This window comes from Agarivorans sp. Z349TD_8 (genome assembly GCF_050870825.2).
In the GTDB taxonomy this organism is placed as follows: Bacteria; Pseudomonadota; Gammaproteobacteria; order Enterobacterales; family Celerinatantimonadaceae; genus Agarivorans.
On the sequence record NZ_CP194037.2, the window covers coordinates 4,220,795 to 4,239,867 of the forward strand.

The window sequence follows — 19,073 nt, forward strand, 5'->3', positions numbered from 1 at the left end:
TACGCCATCCTCGGTGACTGTCAACCGCTTTCTTCAATCTTTTCCGAAGAACTTTTCTAAGGAAAGTTTGAAGCGTTTAACCGTCGCTAATAAAGACTCAGACCTTACCAACCCTGACCGCTTGCTGCTGCGCTATTGCGTGCTGCCCGCCGTGTCAGTGGAGTCGCATTATAGGGATCCGCGCTTACGGTGCAAGCCTTTTTTGAAGAAAATCACAGTTTTTTGTTTAACTGCTCAAAGCAGCAACAAATTGTGCTCTTTTTAAGCAATTCGCACACCTCAGGGATAATAACTATAGTTAAGTTTTAAGTATTTGCCCCTTTAATCTGTGCTTTCTTTTATATGGAACAGCAGATTAGTTTCATTCTTGGGTTTACTTCACGAATGTATTGGATACCATAGCCGCCCTTTTTCCTTTGGAGTCTCTTGCTGATGTCATTTTCTATCGGCCAACGCTGGATCAGTGATTCAGAATCTGAGTTAGGTTTAGGAACCGTTGTTGCAATCGAGGGCAGAATGGTCACTTTGCTCTTTCCTGCAACCGGTGAAAACCGATTCTATGCAATGGCCGAAGCGCCTATCACTCGAGTTATATTTAATACGGGTGATGAGATCACCAGCACCGATGATTGGTCAATGACCATTACCCAAGTTGAAGAAGCAGATGAGTTGATTGTTTATCACGGTGTCCGCAATGATACCGAAGAACAAGTACAACTCCGCGAGATGTTTCTTAGCCATTTTTTAAAGTTTAATAAGCCGCAAGATCGTTTATTTGCAGGCCAGGTCGACCGCTTCGATAGCTTTGTGATCCGCTACCAAACTCAATTGAAGCGTTTTACTGAACAACAATCAGAGTTGAAAGGATTAATGGGCGGTAAAGTCAGTTTAATCCCCCATCAACTTTATATTGCTAGTGAAGTTGGTCGACGAATTTCTCCTCGTGTCCTGCTTTCAGACGAAGTCGGCTTAGGTAAAACCATTGAAGCTGGTTTGATCATCCACCAACAACTGATTGCAGGTTTAGCCAAACGCGTATTGATTGTCGTGCCCGATGCTTTGCAGTACCAATGGCTAATTGAAATGCTACGCCGTTTTAATATGCACTTTAGTTTATTTGACGAAGATCGTTGTGTAGAAGCCTATGCCGAAGCCGACAACCCTTTCGACACCGAACAATTGGTACTGTGTAGCTTAAATTTCTTACGTAGTCGTAAAAAACGCTTTGAACAGATACTAGCTACCGAATGGGATTTAATGATCGTCGATGAAGCCCATCACTTAAAGTGGGACAAACAATCACCGAGCCGTGAGTATCAAATCATTGAAGCCTTATCTCAGCAAATTGCTGGCGTATTATTACTCACAGCAACCCCCGACCAACTCGGACATCAAAGTCATTTTGCTCGCCTACGGCTACTCGACCCAGATCGCTTCTACGATTATCAAGCATTCATCGAAGAAGAGCAGCATTACCAGCCTGTTGCCACTGCTGCCCAGTCGCTACTCGAACAGTCGCCACTACTCGCCGAACAAGCCAATCATTTAACCGAACTACTCAGCGAAAATGATATTCAACCCTTATTGCTAATAATTAACGACCCGACATCGAGTTACGAACAACAGCAACAAGCACGTGAAGAATTATTACAACACCTACTCGATCGACACGGTACCGGCCGAGTTTTATTTAGAAACACCCGCAGTGCCATGCAAGGTTTTCCGCTACGCCAATTGAGCAGTTACGCCTTAACGCTACCGAGCCAGTATCAAACAGCCCTGAAAGTGCATCAAATGATGCAAAGCAAAGCATCCAATAATGTCATGCAATTAATGTTTCCAGAAGAACTGTACCAACAGTTTGAAGGAGAAGCGGAGGGTGAAGCAAGCTGGACTAAATTTGACCCGCGCATCGATTGGTTACTAGGATTTTTACTGGCACACAAGCAAAAGAAAATCTTGCTGATTTGCGCCAAGGCGGCCACCGCCCTAGCCATTGAAGATGCGGTACGCACCCGAGAAGGGATCCGAGCGACCGTTTTCCATGAAGATATGTCTTTACTGGAACGAGATAAAGCTGCCGCTTACTTCGCGCAAGAGGAGGCGGGAGCCCAACTAATGGTTTGTTCAGAAATTGGTTCTGAAGGCCGTAACTTTCAGTTTGCTCATCATATCGTGTTATTTGATTTACCAATTAACCCTGATTTACTCGAACAACGGATCGGTCGATTAGATCGAATTGGCCAAAAAAATGATATTCAGATCCATGTCCCTTATTTGGCGAAAACGCCTCAGCAAACGCTTTTACGTTGGTATCACGAAGGTTTAAATGCATTCGAGCAAACCTGCCCGGCTGGCGCCGCCATCTATGCCGAATTTGGCGAAAGCTTAAATGCCCTGCTGATACAAAACCAACCGGATGAAGCCGTTCTCGAGCAACTGATTGGTGACTGTGCCAAACGTTATCAAGCAATTAAGCAAAAGCTCGATGCAGGACGAGATCGGCTATTGGAAATTCACTCTGGCGGCGGTAGTAAAGCCAACGATTTAGTCGAGAAGATCCAGGCTGCTGAGCAAGATCCACACTTTGTCACCTTTAGCTTACGGCTGTTTGATACCGTTGGCATCAACCAAGACGATAAAGGCGAGAATGCTTTGGTCTTGCATGCCAGTGAACAGATGATCGTTCCCTCCATCCAAGGTTTACCTGAAGACGGTTGTACCATTACTTATGATAGAGACACAGCCTTAAGTCGCGATGAAATACAACTCATGTCGTGGGAGCATCCTTTATTGCAAAGCTGTATCGATACCATTTTGGGCGCCGACCTAGGTACCACATCAGTCGCCTTATTAAAGAATCGAGCACTACCGGTAGGTAGCTTATTTGTTGAAGGGATCTTCATTATTGAGACCAGCGCACCTGCGCAGTATCAAATCGAACGTTACTTGCCTGCCACGCCAGTGCGAATTTTGCTGGATAAAAATGGCGGTAATCTTTCAGAAAATGTGAGTTTTGATCAGTTTAATAGTCAGCTTTCGGCGGTAAATCGTCATTTGGCGGCCAAACTAGTCAGTGCATCACAAGCTCAGATCCATCCCTTATTGCACCAAGCCAACGAACTGGCTCAGCAACAGCTAGACCGTATTGTGGCGGATGCCAGCAAGACCATGCAACAAAGCTTAAATACTGAACTAGAACGACTCGAAGCATTAAGCGCCGTAAATCCCAGTATTCGTCAAGATGAACTGGATACGCTACGCGAGCTACGCGACACGGCTGATAATTACCTGCAAAAGGCGCAAGTAAAATTAGATGCTTTACGAGTGATTTTAGTGTCACATAACTAAGCATCATTTCACTGATTTATTCCAAACAAGGCCTCAGGTACACTGAGGCCTTATTTTTTAGAGCCCATGTCATGCCAAACTTTGTTTATCGTCCGCCAATGTCTCCTTATATCAGCATCGTCTATCAAGATGATTCGGTCGTAGTATTTAACAAAGCCAGTGGCTTATTGTCAGTACCAGGACGAATAGAAAAGGATAGTTTATGGCAACGAGCTCAGCGTGTATGGCCAGAACTCAAGATAGTTCACCGCCTCGATATGGCCACCTCGGGGCTAATTGTAATGGCCCTCGGTAAACCAGCACAAAGCCATTTAAGTCGACAATTTCAACAACGTAAAACAGCGAAGACTTATTACGCAGAAATATTTGGCCACCCCCATACAACTCAGGGAGAAGTCAATCTGCCTTTACGTTGTGACTGGCCCAATCGCCCCAGACAAATGGTTGATCTTGAGCTGGGCAAAGCAGCCCTTACCAAATGGTTTCTATTGGAAAAACGCCAGCACACCTCTCTGGTGGAGTTACAACCTATTACTGGTCGAACTCATCAACTTCGGGTACACATGCAACAGATCGGCTGTCCAATAGTCGGTGATGGTTTTTATGCCAGTGCTAAGGCTATTGCACTTAGCGAACGCTTACATTTACATGCAGCGAAGCTTGGCTTTTTTCACCCCATCACTGAACATTGGCTAGAATTTGACTGTGAACCGCCTTTTTAACTAAAGCTTCAATGGTTTGCTTCCGATATAGGATCAACTCTGTTCAACCTTGGGCTGCAATCAAGTGCGGATCTACAAACTGTTTTGGTTAATCACTGTACTTAGCACCATGGCGTGGGCACAGCCTCAATCTCTGGATTTTTCGCAATGGCCTGTCAAGGGTGAGCTAAAATCACTCACCGTAGAACAACGCCAATTTGTAAGTCTATGGATAGAACAACAGACCCCACAACAGCGAGGAACGGCGATTTTGCTTCCCGACTGGGGGAACTCTCCCAGTAGCGAGGATATGATCGATAGCTTACGCCAAACGCTTCCCTCCTTAGGCTGGCAAACCGGCGCGATTCTTCCACCAGCCCCCCAAGCCAGTCTGATGCAAGACAGTGAACCGCAAGATCAACAAAACACTTACCAACAACAACTAAGCGAAGTCATCGAAGCCGCTCGACAAACCCAAGCTCAGCCATTTGGATTTCAACTGTTGATCGCGCAAGGGGTGATGGGCGCCTGGCTGGTCGAGTTGCTCGCCGAACAGCAATTAAGCCCACCCGATGGGCTTATCTTAATGAGCGCCTACTACCCCAACCAAGCCCTAAATCAAAGGCTTGCCAAACAGCTCGCGCGGCTGAGCATTCCGGTACTCGACATCTATGATCCAAATTATAATCAATGGCAATTCGAAGCTGCCCAGCAACGCTTGATTGCCAGCAATAAAAGTCAGAAATTAAACTACCGACAAACACAGCTACCGGTCTCTGCCGAAACCGCACCTAACCATGCCTTACTCACGAAAAGCATTTATGGCTGGTTGAACGCCTTAGGTTGGTACTAGCCAAGAGCTTAAACGCTGGTTAAACTGAACAACAGTTTCCCCATTCACAATATGTTGATTTATCGATGAATATTGTATTTTTAGACCGACAGACCCTAACTGACGATGTAAATTTAAGGCGTCCTCGCTTCCCCCATACTTGGCAAGACTATGCCAGTACCAATCCCGAGCAGCGATTAGCCCATGCGCAACATGCTGATATTTTGATAGTCAACAAAGTAAAACTCGATGCTGCTATTCTTAAGCAGCTTCCCCGCTTAAAATTGATTGCGGTGGCCGCAACTGGCACCAACAATGTAGATTTAGCTGCCGCAGCTCAACAACAGATCATCGTTTCAAATATTCAAGATTATGCCGCCCAGAGCATCGCCGAGCATAGTATTGGCTTGATGTTTAATTTACGTCGCAATATAACCGCCTACCATCAGGCCGTTCAACAGGGACGCTGGCAACAGTCACAGCAGTTCTGCTTTTTTGACTATCCCATTGATAATTTGGCAGGTCAAAAATTGGTGATTATTGGCGCAGGCAACTTAGGTCAAGCCACTGCTAAACTTGCGAAAAGTATCGGTATGGAAGTGATATTTGCCGAACGTAAAAATCAAGCTCCCCGAACCGGAAGGGTTGATTTTATGGACGCCTTGGCCTGCGCAGACGTGCTAAGTATCCACTGTCCACTCAGTTCCGAAACGGCAGATCTCATCACTCACACCGAATTAGCGTTAATGAAACCCAGCGCATTATTAATTAACACTGCTCGGGGCGGTATCGTGAACGAGGCCGCCTTACTCGAAGCTCTACGCTCCGGAGGCATTGCCGGCGCCGCTTGTGACGTTGTCAGTCAAGAGCCCCCTTCCAGCGACAACCCTTTATTACAAGCCCAGGCGTTAAGCAACTTTATCCTCACGCCACATGTAGGCTGGGCAAGTAGTCAAAGCATGCAAAGCCTGGCCGACCAACTGATTGACAACATAGAAGCCTTCTCCGCAGGTCAGCCTCGCAACCAAGTATAGAGTTATCTAAGCCACTTTCGCTTTGCGTTGTAGCTTAATCACTTCATAGGCACGTTGAATATCTTGAGTTCGCTGCTTAGCCAGCTCCATCATCTCCGGTGGCAGACCTTTTGCTACCAGCTTATCCGGGTGATGCTGGCTCATCAGTTTACGATAAGCGCGCTTCACTTGTTGCTCGCTGTCTTGGTCCGTGACCCCAAGAATTTGGTAGGCTTCGTCCAACTGTTTTGCACTTGATTGCGTCGATTGCTGTTGACCACCGCGACGATGGAAGTTGAGCTCGGCTTCCCAGCGAGAAATCATCGCGTCTAACTCTTGCGCAGAAAAACCTAAGGCATTTGCAACACGTTGCAACAATGCCCGTTCGCTGTCATCCACCACACCGTCGGCGAACACCCCCTGCAACTGAATTTCCATAAACATTTGCAATAAATCGCGACGCCCCTGTACCACTTTTACGAAGCGGGCTACCTGTTCTTCTAGCGGAAAACTGGCATCTTTGCCTTGCCGAAAAGCATCTTGAGCCTGACGGCGAGCCTCGCCTTGTAGACGCATTTGGTCCATCAAAAAATTGGCGACTTGAATTTCTTGCTGAGTCACCACACCTTTTGACTTAGCGATATGCCCCAACACAGCAAAAGTCGAAAACAAAAACTCTTGTTGTACCACTTGGCTATTCGCGCTAGAAAAAACGAAGCCTTGACCCATCGCCTCGTCAAAACGGTGACCCAACCACAAACCGAGTAAGGCGCCAAACCAACTGCCAAACATCAGACCAAAAAATACTCCTAGGAGTTTTCCCAAAAACCGCATAACTATTCTCTATTTACTTGTTAATTGCTGATCTAACTGCGCCAAACGTTGTGGCGTCCCCACATCAATCCACTGACCAAACTGCTGCTGCCCTGTCACTCGCTTAGCTGCTATTGCCGTCCTCAGTAAAGGAGCAAGCGCATGCCTCCCCGGAACCAGTGTCTCAAAAAAGCGCTGACGATAAACCGCCACCCCACTAAAGGTCAATTCGGGGCGGTCCACCAAACGTATACCATCAATCGCAAAATCCCCCTTGGGATGATGCTCGGGATTCGCCACTAACAACAAATGTGCATCGGCATCACCAATCTGCAACGACGCAAGCCGCTGGTAATCCCAATCATTCCAAATATCACCGTTAATCACCAGAAAAGGATCTGCTTTTATTAAGGGCAAAGCCTGTAAGATCCCTCCTGCCGTTTCAAGCGCTTGAGGCTCATGACTATATAACAACTGAATCTTCCAGCGTTGGCCATCACCCAATGTTGCCTCAATTTGCTCCCCTAAATAGGCGGTATTAATAATGATCCGCTGAAAACCCACAGCCACTAGTTTTTCAATATGCCATTCAATTAAAGCTTTGCCCGCCACCTTTAACAAGGGCTTGGGACAAGCGTCGGTAAGTGGACGCATCCGCTCACCTCGCCCAGCCGCCAAAATCATTGCAGTATCTAAACCACTCATCGATGAAACCCCTTTGCGATGGGAGCCAACCATTGATTAAATGCTGAAAATTCAGAATAAGTAGCGCTCACCCGCTGGATGTAATCCAAAGTTTGCGGAATCGCTTCACGGTAGCCTTGTTTCCCATCACGGTGGGCTAAACGACAAAATATTCCAAGCGCCTTAAGATGACGTTGTAAGCCCGTCAAATCAAACCAGCGTTGCCATTGCGCCATGCTAATATCTTGATTAATGCTTAGACGGGAGAAAAATGACTGACTCAAGTGTTGCACCATCTCTTCAGGCCAAGCGATGTAGCAATCTCTTAGCAACGACACCACGTCATAACTAAGTGGCCCCAAAACCATATCTTGAAAATCGATCATCACCATTTGCTGCTGATGAAGCATCAAATTTCGACAATGAAAATCACGATGCATCGCAACATAAGGTTGTTCTTGGATGGCGACGCTGAGCTCTTCACAAAGACTCTGCCACTGCGCAGCCGCTTGCCATTCAGTTCCACTAAGCTGTAATTCTTTCGCCACAAACCACTCGGCAAAAATATCCAACTCTCGCTGAATAAAAGTCTGGTCAAAATATTCCAAAGAAGGCAGCTCAGAAGGTTTAAGTGCTTGTAATTGAACGATCAGGTCTAAGGCTTGTCTATAGTATTTGTCGGCACTATCAAGACTTAAGCAATCTTCTAACATGGTGGTGCCGAGATCTTCAATCGCCATAAAACCTTGCTTAAGATCTGCGGCTAGGATCTTAGGAACGGGGAGCTGGTGACGGCTTAGTGCCGACGCTAAATCAACAAATTGTTGGTTTTTTTCGGTAAGAGGAGGCGCATCAACCGCAATGGCGGTAGTGCTTAGATCATAATCAAAACGAAAATAGCGGCGAAAGCTTGCATCACCACTGATCATCGTTAACTGAGGAAGTCCCATGGATAAACTATTAGACAACCATTGTTGTAAAGCTGATTCGCGCACTATATTACTCATATTTCTATATTAAATGACGGCCTTTAAATAGCCGCCCACCGATAAATCCAGTATTATAAGCCGCTAACTTTAACCACAGAATTCATAAAGCACAACGTTGATACTCTCGCTTGGAATTTTAATACGTCAGGGAATGGTCCAAATTCATATGTTGTTAATTAAACGGAATCTGCCACGACTAGGATTGGCAATCTTCTTGCTAAGCCCTAACGCCAAGGCAGAAACCCCGTTAGCGCTGGCTCAGTGCCGAGCTTACATACCGGAACGTACTCAGTCAGGTCCCGTCGACCCCACTGCACCATACGTGATAGCGGCCGACTCACTACATGCAAAGCAAGGTGATAAGGCAAGTTTTACCGGTAACGTTGAATTTTCTCAAGGTCCCAGAGTACTCAAAGCTGATAACACAGTACTCGATGAGCAAGCTCAAACACTGAAGGCCGATGGTAAAATTGAGTTTCAAGATAACTTGGTCAGCGTCAAAAGTGATAGCTTCGATGCAAATTTAAAAAATCATCAGGCGAAACTAAATTCAGCTGAATATCAGTTGTTCGAGCAGCAAGGTCATGGTGAAGCGCATAATTTAATCATCAACGATGAGCAAAACTTATCCTTGGAAAACGCCAGCTACACCGCCTGTCCTCCCGGAGATGTGAGCTGGGAGATCCACGCCGAAAAAATAGATATCGACACCGAAAATCAATGGGCGACAACCAAAAACGCAACAGTAAGATTAATGAACGTCCCCGTTCTTTACTTACCTTACTTCTCCTACCCAATTGGTGGCCAGCGTCATAGCGGCTTTTTATTTCCAAGCATATCAACCTCCACCACCAATGGTATGGATATTTCCACGCCCTATTATTGGAACATTGCACCTAATTTTGATGCCACCATAACTCCGCGAGTCATGTCGCGCAGAGGCCTGCAGTTACAATCCGAGTTTCGTTACTTACTTGGCCAGCAAACCGGTATCGTCAACGCTGAGTATATCGCCAACGACCGAGAGTTTGACGACTCGCGTTATTTGTTGCACTGGGATCATCAAGGTCAATGGCGACGCAACTGGCGTTTCAACACTGACTATACCCAGATTAGTGATGACAACTACTTTAACGACTTAGGCGATATTTTAGGTAAGAATAATGAAAATCAACTGCTACAAACTGGGGATGTGGGCTACCACACCCAAAACTGGTACGGCAAACTACGGGTACAAGATTTTCAAGTCTTAGGGGATACCGAGCAGCCGCACACCTTGCTCCCTCAACTGAGTTTTAGTGGCGATTGGGATCTCGACTGGCAAACATTACAATTTGGTTTTGATAGTGAACTAAGTAATTTTTCGCATAGTGATGCTAGCATGTACACCGCCAAGCGACTCCATCTAGAGCCTCATTTGCGCCTGCCTTACGTGGTACCCGAAGGTTTTTTCCAAGCCGACCTTGCCTTAATGCATACCTATTATCAACAAGATAAAGGTAGTAATCCGGACAACAACTACCTAGGTGAAGACATTCGTCGTACCCTACCTAAATTAAGCGTCAAAGCAGGCCTCAATTTTGACCGCAAAACCAGTTGGTACGGTGCGAACTATACTCAAACTCTTGAGCCGGTGGTGAAGTACTTATATATCCCCTATCGAGATCAAAGCGACATTGGTCTATATGACACCGCCAACCTACAACAAGACTATTATGGCCTGTTCCGAGATCAGCGCTATAGCGGGCTAGACCGGATCGCCGATGCCAACCAGTTAACCTTAGGGGTTCATTCTCGGTTCTTATCCGCTGAAAATAAGGAGACCTTACGCTTTAGTCTTGGACAAATCATCTATCTTGATCCAAGCCGCACAACGCTATTACCGGATAGCAAGTCATCCACCAATTCCAGTTCGGCCTTAGCATTTGAAATTGACGCGAATATTCAACAAGACTGGTATGGTCACACCGGCTTACAGATTAATACGCTCGAGGGTAAGCTTAATAAGGCCAATGCCGCTATCGAATGGCGCCCAGAAGTGCAAAAATTAGTTCAATTAAACTACCGCTACTCTCAAGCCGACGAGACAATGCTCAGTGACATAAACCAACTGGGTAGTAAAATTGCGTGGCCACTGCGAGACAATGTTTCTGCTGTTGCCAGCTATTATCGAGACATGAAGCTCGATCGAAGTGTCGAGAGTTATCTAGGACTACAGTTTAATTCCTGCTGCTGGGGGATCCGTCTTACTTACCAACGCAGCTTACAAAGTAATTATGTCGACAATACATCAGGAATTGATCGCGTTGGCGTATTTGACAGCTCCTTCCGCTTAGACTTTGAAATAAAAGGATTAGGTGGCAATGATACTAGCAGTCAAGAAAAAATGTTAGATGGTGGCAACTTTAAATACGGGCGCCCCTTTTACCTCAACAATTAAAACCTTTAGCCCAAATATGATAGAGTAAACGGCGTTTTGCTCGTAGTAATATAGGAACCGAATGAAAAAATTAATTTTGCTTAGCACCTGCATGTTGATGCTCGTGGCTGGCTTAGTTCAGGCGAAAGAACAACTGCTCGATAAGGTTGTTGCTATCGTTAATAATGACGTGATTACTCAAACCCAAGTGGATGAGCTAAGCGCCAAAGTATTACGCAATGCAAAAACCAGCGGACAAACTCTGCCTCCACAAGCAGAATTGCATCAACAAGTGATGGACCGCTTAATTACTGAAAGCTTACAGCTGCAACTCGCAGACAGACTTGGTATCAAGATCAGTGATAGTCAATTAGAAAACACGATTGATAATATTATCCAAGGCGAGAAAAAGACCCGCGACGAGTTTCTACAACAACTCAGCAGTGACGGTGTCAGCTACCAGCAATTTCGCGAAGATATACGCAAAGAAATTATTCTTGGTGAAGTAGGCAGAAGCCAGGTACAACGACGTATCAGCGTCTCTCAACAAGAAATAGATGCCTTAATGAAACTAATTGCCGAGAAAGATAAAGGCAGTATCCGCTACCATGTTGGACACATCCAATTGCGACTTGGAAGTGATGAAGTCAAAACCCAACAGCTGGCGGAAACCATAGTCAAGCAATTAAAAGCTGGAGAAAATTTTAACCAACTAGCAATGACTTATTCTCAAGGTCCAAAAGCTTTAGAAGGCGGTGATTGGGGATGGATGACTCTAGAAGAGATGCCAACTCTGTTTGCAGGCGTGGTTAATAAACAACCTAAAGATACCGTGCTCGGCCCGATCCGTACCGAATCTGGACTACACATTGTGATGGTATTAGATACCGAAGGTCTACAAAAAGTAGAAACCTTAGAGGTAAATGCACGACACATTTTGATTAAGCCATCGATTATTCTAAGTGATAAAAAAGCCCAAAGTTTACTGGCTAAATTACGCCAACAACTAGTAAGCGGAGAAGCTAGTTTTGCCGAATTAGCCAAACAGTATTCAGAAGACCCTGGCTCTGCAGTCCGTGGCGGTGAACTCGGTTGGTCGGACCCAAATGTGTTTGTGCCGGCCTTCCGCGATACAGTCAACCACTTAGCCGTGGGTGAGATTAGCCAACCTTTTCGCTCAACCTTTGGTTGGCATTTATTAGAAGTGCTCGACAAACGCACCACCGATACCACCAATAAAGCCAGCGAAAACCGAGCTTATCAAATGATTTTCAACCGTAAATTCAACGAAGAAACGCAAGCTTGGCAAGATGAGCTTCGTGAAGAAGCCTACGTTGAAATTTTGGATGGTGATTCATGAGCGACGCAATAGCAAGAATTGCGATTACCCCTGGTGAGCCTGCGGGCATTGGCCCTGATTTAGTGCTCGCAATTAGTCAGCGTAGCTGGCCGATGGAGCTAGTCGTTATCGCCGATCCTCGTTTGCTCAAAGAGCGGGCGAAACAATTGGGCATCGAAGTAAGTTTATTGTCCTACCAACCAGAGCAAGCCCCCCAAGCACAGGCGGCTGGAACTTTAACCGTGGCACCCATCGCGATGAGTGTGCCTGCAATTGCCGGCGAACTCAACGAAGCCAATGGACACTATGTATTAAATACCCTTAAATTTGCTTGTGAAGGCAATATGAATAGCCAATTTGCAGCGGTTGTTACCGGCCCGGTGAACAAAGGCATCATTAACAAAGCAGGCGTTTCATTTAGCGGCCATACTGAGTTTTTTGCTCAACAATCAAGTACCGCCGATGTGGTCATGCTGTTGGCCACCGAAGGTTTGCGGGTTGCTCTGGCGACCACTCACCTCCCGCTGGCTTATGTCGCAAAAGCGATAACTCACGAGCGGCTGTACAATATCATCACGATTTTACATCACGATTTACAAACTAAATTTGCGATTAAGCAGCCGAAAATTTTTGTTTGTGGGCTTAATCCGCATGCCGGAGAAGATGGTCATTTAGGTCGTGAAGAATTAGATATCATTATTCCTTTATTAGATGAAATGCGCAGCGAACATGGCATGAATTTAATCGGGCCACTCCCTGCCGATACCTTGTTCCAATCCAAGTATTTGGACGAGGCTGACGCGGTCTTGGCAATGTACCATGACCAAGGCCTACCAGTAATAAAATATAAAGGGTTTGGCAAATCGGTCAACATTACCTTAGGACTCCCCTTTATTCGAACCTCAGTCGATCATGGAACAGCACTTGAGCTGGCGGGCACTGGGCAAGCCGATCATGGAAGTATGCTAACCGCAATCAAACAAGCCATCGATATGGTAGAGCGAGAACATGAATAAACAAGTCCATCAAGGGCACCGCGCCCGTAAACGCTTCGGCCAAAACTTTCTGAATAACGACTCGGTCATCAGCCAAATTGTCGCCACTATCTATCCTCAGCCCGGCGAAAACCTGGTCGAAATTGGTCCTGGCCTAGGCGCCTTAACCGCCCCTGTAGCGAATGCTGCGGGTCAGCTACAAGTGGTAGAGTTGGATCGCGATTTGGCTCAACGCCTGCGCGAGCATCCAACCCTAGCAGAGAAATTGACCATCCATGAAATTGATGCGCTTAAATTCGACTTCATGCAGTTGAGTCGACCCGAGCAAAAGATGCGTATCTTCGGTAACTTGCCCTATAACATTTCTACACCATTAATTTTTCATTTGCTAAGCTTCACTAGCGCCATTTCCGACATGCACTTTATGCTACAAAAAGAAGTGGTAAAACGGATGGCCGCAGGACCTCACTCGAAGGCCTATGGTCGACTCAGTGTTATGACCCAAATACAATGTAAAGTAATGCCTGCCTTAGAAGTACCTCCAGAAGCCTTCATGCCGCCTCCTAAAGTCGACTCGGCGGTCGTTCGCCTAGAGCCTTATGCCAGCACACTTTACCCTCTGAACTCATTAAAAACCCTCGACACAGTCTGTAAAGAGGCCTTTAATCAGCGACGCAAAACAATCCGAAATGCACTCGGCAACCTGTTAAGCCTTGAGCAACTTGAGGCTTTAGGTTTACAACCAAGCTTGCGGCCAGAAAATTTAACTATTCAGCAATTTTGTGATATTGCTAACTACATAGATAAAGAACAATTATTGCAGGCTAACAACGTTAATGAGTAACACACCTGAATACCAATTAGATATTGAAGTTGAATCTGGATTCTTGCCTGAGCACTCTGCTCCTGAGGAACATAAATTTGCCTTCTATTACACCGTTACCATTCGTAATTGTGGTAGCCAAGCACTTCAGTTAATGCGTCGTTACTGGCTGATCACCGATGGCAATGGCGATGAGAATGAAGTAACGGGAGACGGTGTAGTCGGTAAACAACCACACCTACAACCAGAAAAGTCATTTACTTATACCAGCAGTGCACTACTCGCAACCGAGGTGGGGGTGATGCAGGGCTACTATACCTTGGTGGATCCAGAAGGTAATGAGTTTGAAGCTGAGATCCCAGCTTTTCGCCTGTCCTTACCGAATAAATTACATTAACCAAGGTAAGTTGTTATGGCTACCTATTTTGTTGGTGATATTCAAGGCTGCCTTGATGAACTCAAGGCGCTACTTGAACAAGTCAAATTTTCTAAAAAACGTGATCAGCTATGGTTAGCAGGCGACTTAGTGGCCCGCGGACCTCAATCCCTAGCCACGCTGCGTTTTGTGAAACAGCTCGGCGATGCAGCACAAATAGTACTGGGCAACCATGACCTACACTTACTCGCCGTGGCGAACGGTATTCACCGCGCCAAGCGACGAGACAAACTACAAGACTTGCTAGAAGCCCCAGACAAAGACGAGTTACTCGATTGGTTAAGAAAACAACCGCTGATAGTGAAACACCCCGAATTTGACTTAGTCATGGTACATGCAGGCATTTATCCAAAGTGGAAAGTTGCTAAGGCCTTAAAGCTCGGCAAAGAGGTACAAAAGAAACTTTCTGGTGATCACTACCTTGAGTTACTACAAAATATGTATAGTAACGAACCAGCTCACTGGAGCGACGAGCTAGTCGGTTATGATCGACTGCGCTACATCATTAATGTCTTCACCCGCATGCGTTACTGTTTTCCAGATGGCAGCCTCGATTTCGCCCTGAAAATTCCACCAAATAAAAATACTAATCCCAACTTAGTCCCTTGGTTTAATCTTCCAGGAAAGCATCTTAAGCACACCCACATTATCTTTGGTCACTGGGCGGCGTTGATGGGAGAAAGCGCTCACCCCTTGGTTGACGGGCTAGATACTGGTTGTGTTTGGGGGAATCATTTAACGATGCTGCGCTGGGAAGACCAGCGCTTTTTCACCCAAGACTGCTTAAACGAGATAAGCAAAGATTAACGCAAACGATGTAAATTTATAAATTCATAGGGGTGTGGATTTTTATCATCTGCCGGATGCTGTTCGCGAGCCATTTCTTGCCATTGATATTGGGTGTAATCAGGGAAATAAGCATCGCCTTCCAAGTCTTTATCAATCAAAGTTAGATATAACTTATCGGCCAATGCTAGGCATTGTTGATAAATATTCGCGCCACCAATAATCATTACTTCCGCTTGATCGGCCACCAATTGAAGCGCGTCTTCAAGTTGATTGACAACTGTCACGCCCTCGATGCTTAAGTGTGGATTACGACTCACCACTATATTCAAACGTCCTGGTAAAGGGCGCCCAATCGACTCATAAGTTAAACGCCCCATCACGACAGGCTTGCCCATTGTGACGGTCTTAAAGTGCTTTAAATCGGCCGGCAAGTGCCATGGCATTTGATTATCTAAGCCTATCACTCGACCCTTTGCCATCGCAGCTATCATTGCAACTTTCACGACTTAACCTTCTCCAAATCTTATAAAATCATTAAACAATAGGGCGCCCTCGATAAATCACCACCGATGGGATCGCGAGACCAAAACTCAAAGCCATTAAAATAAACATGGTTCGTAAACCATTTTCAAGAATGGTTGCTAATAACGGGTCACTATAACCATTACTATATAAACTAATAATGCCAACCATGGTGGTAAACGCATAACTCCCAGGGATCATCGGAATAATTGAAGCCACGGTAAACACTGGTCGAGGAATGATATAGCGTCGTGACCAGTAAACGCCGAGTAAGCCAACACTGGTTGATGCAACTAATGTCGCCCATTCTAAAGGCACCCCCCAATGAATACACAAAGTACGTAAGCTATGCGCAAAAGCACCACCAATCGCGCAAAAGCCAAGCATTCGTGTGGGCACATTAAAGACCATGGCAAAACCAACTGCAGGCACCGAAGCGAACGCCGCATCTTCAAGCAGTAAGAGTATTAAATCGAGCATCTTATAACCACCCACTCACGCCAGTTGCCCACATCGATAAGGCGATCCCCATTGCAACCCCAAGCGTTAACAAGGACGCAAAAAACCAACGGGATATGCCCATGCTAATGTGACCTTTCACCATATCTGAGACCGCATTAATCAAAGGAAACCCAGGAACCAACAACAACACTGATGCAGCCATCACAGTTTGCGGTTGATTACCAATATCATAACGCACCGCTAAGCCCGCAATTGTGGTAGCAACAAATGCAGTCATACCAAAGTTAAGAATTGGATTATGATGGCGGTGCGCCATCTCTTGACGAAAAGTCATCGCCGCCGCAGAAGCAATAAATGTCATACCAAATACAGACCAATCGCCACCAAATAAATGAGCAAAACAAGCGCAAGAAAGGCCAATCATCAATACAACTAACCAGCGATTATGTTTAAACGGAACCAAGCGTTCTAAACGTTTCACCACATCATCTACATCCAGCAGTTGTTTCTCTGCCATGATGGTAATGCGTTGCACCTCACACACCATATGCATGTTAATGCCCCGATCGTAAACTCGACGCGTGGTCGTGATGCAGCGGCTTTGAGCCAAACCAGTTAAAATCAGGGCATTAGCGGTAATGGCCAACTCAACGCTGTCTAAGCCCAGCGCCTTACCTAAACGAACGATGGTTTCTTCGATCAACTTACTTTCGGCACCATGCTGTTGCATGATCCGGCCAGCCTGCACCGCAACACGACAGATCCTTGTCTGTTGCTCGTGAGTAATAACCCGTTCCGGAGCCTGAACAGGCGCCGGAGGTTTTATAATAAAAGAGCGTAACATCTAACAATCCCAGTAAACCAATTACAAAATGAGTTTACTATGGCTGGTAAATAACCTCTACACCATGATCGTCGTCATCATCATCCCAATCATCATCATCCCAGTCTTCTTGATTAGCCTGGTCAATTTGTTCTTGGTGATAATCATCCCATTGGAACTTCACTTCTTCGCGCTCGGCCATCTCTTCTTCAATCATCGGCAATGTTTCGATGAATTGACCGATAGCTTTACAAAGCTCTTTAGTGCCTTTGCCTTCAAGCGCAGACAAAGAAAACACCTCACCCTGCCAATCAAGTGCTTTAATCACCGACTGACGAATTTCTTCGGCTTCGTCTTCCAACACTAAATCTACTTTGTTGAAGATCAACCAGCGTGGTTTTTCGAATAACTTTTCACTGTATTGCGAGAGCTCATTAATAATGGTTATGGCATTCTCAGCAGGATCACTACCATCGGCCGGCAATACATCAACCATATGCAACAATACCCGACAACGTTCCAAGTGCTTCAGGAAGCGAACCCCTAAACCAGCACCTTCGGCAGCACCTTCGATCAGCCCGGGAATATCGGCAATCACAAATCCGCGATTTTCCGATTGGCGTACCACTCCAAGGTTCGGGATCAGTGTGGTAAATGGATAATCAGCAACTTTAGGTCTTGCCGCAGAGACACTACGAATAAAAGTCGATTTACCAGCATTTGGTAAGCCTAACATCCCCACATCCGCCAACAGCAATAACTCTAATTTGAGGTTGCGAACTTCACCAGGCGTACCGTTGGATTTGCGACGAGGCGCTCGATTGGTACTGCTCTTGAAGCGGGTGTTTCCCAAACCATGAAAACCACCTTTTGCCACCATTAAGCGTTGCTTGTGTTGCGTTAAATCACCTAATAATTCGCCAGTATCTTGATCGCGAGCACGAGAACCAACCGGCACTGGCAATTCTAAATCTTCACCGCGTTTACCGGTACAATTAGAGCCTTGACCATTCTCACCGCGTTCCGCTTTATGAAAACGCTCAAAGCGATAATCGATCAAAGTATTCAAATTTTCGTCAGCGACCAGATAAACACTGCCACCGTCACCACCATCACCACCGTCTGGGCCACCTCGTGGCACATATTTTTCACGGCGAAAACTAATGACGCCATTGCCACCGTCTCCGGCGTCAACCTTGATTACTGCTTCATCTACAAATTTCATAATCTACTCCAGTATTATCGCTAACTATAATGCACCGCATTTAATTCGCGACAGCAATACTTAAGCCTTAGAAAAAAAAAGCCCCGCTTATAGCGGGGCTTTAAAAATATTGAGTTGGTTGTTTATTCAGCTACGATGCTAACAAACTTGCGGCTTTTAGCGCCTTTAACCTCAAATTTCACTTTGCCTTCAGCAGTTGCGAAAAGTGTATGGTCTTTACCAATACCAACATTTGAGCCCGCGTGGAATTTAGTACCACGTTGACGAACAATAATACTACCCGCTAAAACAGACTCGCCACCGAAACGTTTAACACCTAGGCGTTTACTTTCTGAATCACGACCGTTACGAGTACTACCACCAGCCTTTTTATGTGCCATGAGTATATTCCTCTAAAATTAACCGTTAATGCCTGTAATGCGAACTTCAGTGAACCACTGACGGTGGCCCTGTTGCTTACGTGAATGCTTACGACGACGGAACTTAACGATTTTAACTTTATCGCCACGACCATGAGATACAACTTCAGCTGTAACTTTGGTACCATCTACATAAGGTGCGCCAACTTGAACATCATCGCCATTAGCAACTAGTAATACGTTATCAAATTCAACTGTTTCACCAGTCTCAACGTCTAGTTTCTCAAGGCGAAGTGTTTGACCTTCGGCCACACGGTGTTGTTTACCACCACTTTGGATAACCGCGTACATTTTTTTCAAACTCCGCTGTACACCTAGTATTTCAAGGTGTATATAATTCTTAACAATGACGGCGGATTCTACGGAAAAAGATCTGTTCTCGCAAGCGGAAAATCAAAAAAGTTTAAAAATCACGCAAGGCCAAGAATTTTACCCAGC

General features: G+C 45.7%; 19 protein-coding genes. 10 read left to right on the top strand and 9 right to left on the bottom strand.

Going from position 1 to position 19,073, the window contains the following annotated elements:
* Positions 1 to 432: 432 nt before the first annotated feature.
* The 4 genes from rapA (at position 433) to ACRRS1_RS18945 (ending at position 5,918) form a co-directional block, all read left to right on the top strand.
* Positions 433 to 3,351 carry an RNA polymerase-associated protein RapA gene (gene rapA, locus ACRRS1_RS18930; protein WP_432468926.1) on the top strand — a complete coding sequence of 973 codons (2,919 nt, stop codon included), beginning with the start codon at positions 433 to 435 and terminating at the stop codon, positions 3,349 to 3,351.
* Between the two features lie 71 nt (positions 3,352 to 3,422).
* Entirely contained in the window at positions 3,423 to 4,073 is a 651-nt protein-coding gene (locus ACRRS1_RS18935; protein ID WP_432455960.1) for a pseudouridine synthase, read from the top strand.
* A 64-nt stretch (positions 4,074 to 4,137) separates the two neighbouring features.
* On the top strand, positions 4,138 to 4,905 hold the full coding sequence (locus tag ACRRS1_RS18940) for a DUF3530 family protein (protein ID WP_432460173.1): 768 nt from the start codon (positions 4,138 to 4,140) through the stop codon (positions 4,903 to 4,905).
* Between the two features lie 65 nt (positions 4,906 to 4,970).
* On the top strand, positions 4,971 to 5,918 hold the full coding sequence (locus tag ACRRS1_RS18945; protein ID WP_432455958.1) for a D-2-hydroxyacid dehydrogenase: 948 nt from the start codon (positions 4,971 to 4,973) through the stop codon (positions 5,916 to 5,918).
* 6 nt (positions 5,919 to 5,924) lie between these two features.
* Here ACRRS1_RS18945 and djlA read toward each other — a convergent pair whose 3' ends face one another.
* Genes djlA through ACRRS1_RS18960 form a run of 3 tightly spaced genes read right to left on the bottom strand, consistent with a single transcriptional unit; the run spans position 5,925 to position 8,401 of the window.
* Positions 5,925 to 6,731, bottom strand: coding sequence for a co-chaperone DjlA (djlA, locus tag ACRRS1_RS18950; protein ID WP_432468925.1), 807 nt, complete (start codon positions 6,729 to 6,731; stop codon positions 5,925 to 5,927).
* A 9-nt stretch (positions 6,732 to 6,740) separates the two neighbouring features.
* On the bottom strand, positions 6,741 to 7,415 hold the full coding sequence (murU, locus tag ACRRS1_RS18955) for an N-acetylmuramate alpha-1-phosphate uridylyltransferase MurU (protein ID WP_432468924.1): 675 nt from the start codon (positions 7,413 to 7,415) through the stop codon (positions 6,741 to 6,743).
* Positions 7,412 to 8,401: an aminoglycoside phosphotransferase family protein gene (locus ACRRS1_RS18960; protein ID WP_432455955.1), complete on the bottom strand. Its 990-nt coding sequence runs from the start codon at positions 8,399 to 8,401 to the stop codon at positions 7,412 to 7,414. Before ACRRS1_RS18960 ends, murU begins: the two co-directional genes overlap by 4 nt.
* Positions 8,402 to 8,549: 148 nt before the next feature.
* Between ACRRS1_RS18960 and lptD the strand changes: the two genes are divergently transcribed.
* The 6 genes from lptD (at position 8,550) to ACRRS1_RS18990 (ending at position 15,202) form a co-directional block, all read left to right on the top strand.
* Positions 8,550 to 10,823, top strand: coding sequence for an LPS assembly protein LptD (gene lptD, locus ACRRS1_RS18965; RefSeq protein WP_432468923.1), 2,274 nt, complete (start codon positions 8,550 to 8,552; stop codon positions 10,821 to 10,823).
* Between the two features lie 61 nt (positions 10,824 to 10,884).
* Positions 10,885 to 12,162 carry a peptidylprolyl isomerase SurA gene (gene surA, locus ACRRS1_RS18970; RefSeq protein ID WP_432455953.1) on the top strand — a complete coding sequence of 426 codons (1,278 nt, stop codon included), beginning with the start codon at positions 10,885 to 10,887 and terminating at the stop codon, positions 12,160 to 12,162.
* Positions 12,159 to 13,157, top strand: a complete 999-nt coding sequence (pdxA, locus tag ACRRS1_RS18975) for a 4-hydroxythreonine-4-phosphate dehydrogenase PdxA (protein ID WP_432455952.1) — start codon at positions 12,159 to 12,161, stop codon at positions 13,155 to 13,157. The genes surA and pdxA overlap by 4 nt, the downstream gene beginning before the upstream one ends.
* Positions 13,150 to 13,980: a 16S rRNA (adenine(1518)-N(6)/adenine(1519)-N(6))-dimethyltransferase RsmA gene (rsmA, locus tag ACRRS1_RS18980; protein ID WP_432468922.1), complete on the top strand. Its 831-nt coding sequence runs from the start codon at positions 13,150 to 13,152 to the stop codon at positions 13,978 to 13,980. Before pdxA ends, rsmA begins: the two co-directional genes overlap by 8 nt.
* Positions 13,973 to 14,356, top strand: coding sequence for a Co2+/Mg2+ efflux protein ApaG (gene apaG / locus ACRRS1_RS18985; protein WP_432455950.1), 384 nt, complete (start codon positions 13,973 to 13,975; stop codon positions 14,354 to 14,356). The genes rsmA and apaG overlap by 8 nt, the downstream gene beginning before the upstream one ends.
* 15 nt (positions 14,357 to 14,371) lie before the next feature.
* Complete coding sequence (locus ACRRS1_RS18990; protein WP_432460178.1) at positions 14,372 to 15,202, top strand: symmetrical bis(5'-nucleosyl)-tetraphosphatase; 831 nt, start codon at positions 14,372 to 14,374, stop codon at positions 15,200 to 15,202.
* On the opposite strand, the gene folA is transcribed toward ACRRS1_RS18990, so the two are convergent.
* The 6 genes from folA to rplU form a co-directional block, all read right to left on the bottom strand.
* Positions 15,199 to 15,687, bottom strand: a complete 489-nt coding sequence (folA, locus tag ACRRS1_RS18995) for a type 3 dihydrofolate reductase (RefSeq protein WP_432455948.1) — start codon at positions 15,685 to 15,687, stop codon at positions 15,199 to 15,201. The two genes, ACRRS1_RS18990 and folA, sit on opposite strands and share 4 nt — an antisense overlap.
* Before the next feature lie 31 nt (positions 15,688 to 15,718).
* Positions 15,719 to 16,186, bottom strand: a complete 468-nt coding sequence (locus ACRRS1_RS19000; protein ID WP_432455947.1) for a threonine/serine exporter family protein — start codon at positions 16,184 to 16,186, stop codon at positions 15,719 to 15,721.
* Position 16,187: 1 nt separating this feature from the next.
* Entirely contained in the window at positions 16,188 to 17,012 is an 825-nt protein-coding gene (locus ACRRS1_RS19005; protein ID WP_432455946.1) for a threonine/serine ThrE exporter family protein, read from the bottom strand.
* Between the two features lie 37 nt (positions 17,013 to 17,049).
* Positions 17,050 to 18,216, bottom strand: coding sequence for an Obg family GTPase CgtA (cgtA, locus tag ACRRS1_RS19010; RefSeq protein WP_432455945.1), 1,167 nt, complete (start codon positions 18,214 to 18,216; stop codon positions 17,050 to 17,052).
* Positions 18,217 to 18,338: 122 nt separating this feature from the next.
* Entirely contained in the window at positions 18,339 to 18,596 is a 258-nt protein-coding gene (gene rpmA, locus ACRRS1_RS19015) for a 50S ribosomal protein L27 (RefSeq protein ID WP_248712985.1), read from the bottom strand.
* Between the two features lie 18 nt (positions 18,597 to 18,614).
* A complete protein-coding gene (rplU, locus tag ACRRS1_RS19020; protein ID WP_248715663.1) occupies positions 18,615 to 18,926 on the bottom strand; it encodes a 50S ribosomal protein L21 in 312 nt (103 codons plus the stop codon).
* Positions 18,927 to 19,073: the final 147 nt, after the last annotated feature.

What these genes read in the sequence shown, in the direction of transcription:
- djlA (WP_432468925.1), bottom strand. Translation starts at nt 6,731, where the DNA reads ATGCGGTTTTTGGGAAAACTCCTAGGAGTATTTTTTGGTCTGATGTTT.
- rsmA (WP_432468922.1), top strand. Translation starts at nt 13,150, where the DNA reads ATGAATAAACAAGTCCATCAAGGGCACCGCGCCCGTAAACGCTTCGGC.
- ACRRS1_RS18990 (WP_432460178.1), top strand. Translation starts at nt 14,372, where the DNA reads ATGGCTACCTATTTTGTTGGTGATATTCAAGGCTGCCTTGATGAACTC.
- ACRRS1_RS18945 (WP_432455958.1), top strand. Translation starts at nt 4,971, where the DNA reads ATGAATATTGTATTTTTAGACCGACAGACCCTAACTGACGATGTAAAT.
- pdxA (WP_432455952.1), top strand. Translation starts at nt 12,159, where the DNA reads ATGAGCGACGCAATAGCAAGAATTGCGATTACCCCTGGTGAGCCTGCG.
- cgtA (WP_432455945.1), bottom strand. Translation starts at nt 18,216, where the DNA reads ATGAAATTTGTAGATGAAGCAGTAATCAAGGTTGACGCCGGAGACGGT.
- ACRRS1_RS19005 (WP_432455946.1), bottom strand. Translation starts at nt 17,012, where the DNA reads ATGTTACGCTCTTTTATTATAAAACCTCCGGCGCCTGTTCAGGCTCCG.
- murU (WP_432468924.1), bottom strand. Translation starts at nt 7,415, where the DNA reads ATGAGTGGTTTAGATACTGCAATGATTTTGGCGGCTGGGCGAGGTGAG.
- apaG (WP_432455950.1), top strand. Translation starts at nt 13,973, where the DNA reads ATGAGTAACACACCTGAATACCAATTAGATATTGAAGTTGAATCTGGA.
- ACRRS1_RS18935 (WP_432455960.1), top strand. Translation starts at nt 3,423, where the DNA reads ATGCCAAACTTTGTTTATCGTCCGCCAATGTCTCCTTATATCAGCATC.
- surA (WP_432455953.1), top strand. Translation starts at nt 10,885, where the DNA reads ATGAAAAAATTAATTTTGCTTAGCACCTGCATGTTGATGCTCGTGGCT.
- lptD (WP_432468923.1), top strand. Translation starts at nt 8,550, where the DNA reads ATGTTGTTAATTAAACGGAATCTGCCACGACTAGGATTGGCAATCTTC.
- ACRRS1_RS18960 (WP_432455955.1), bottom strand. Translation starts at nt 8,401, where the DNA reads ATGAGTAATATAGTGCGCGAATCAGCTTTACAACAATGGTTGTCTAAT.
- rpmA (WP_248712985.1), bottom strand. Translation starts at nt 18,596, where the DNA reads ATGGCACATAAAAAGGCTGGTGGTAGTACTCGTAACGGTCGTGATTCA.
- rplU (WP_248715663.1), bottom strand. Translation starts at nt 18,926, where the DNA reads ATGTACGCGGTTATCCAAAGTGGTGGTAAACAACACCGTGTGGCCGAA.
- rapA (WP_432468926.1), top strand. Translation starts at nt 433, where the DNA reads ATGTCATTTTCTATCGGCCAACGCTGGATCAGTGATTCAGAATCTGAG.
- ACRRS1_RS19000 (WP_432455947.1), bottom strand. Translation starts at nt 16,186, where the DNA reads ATGCTCGATTTAATACTCTTACTGCTTGAAGATGCGGCGTTCGCTTCG.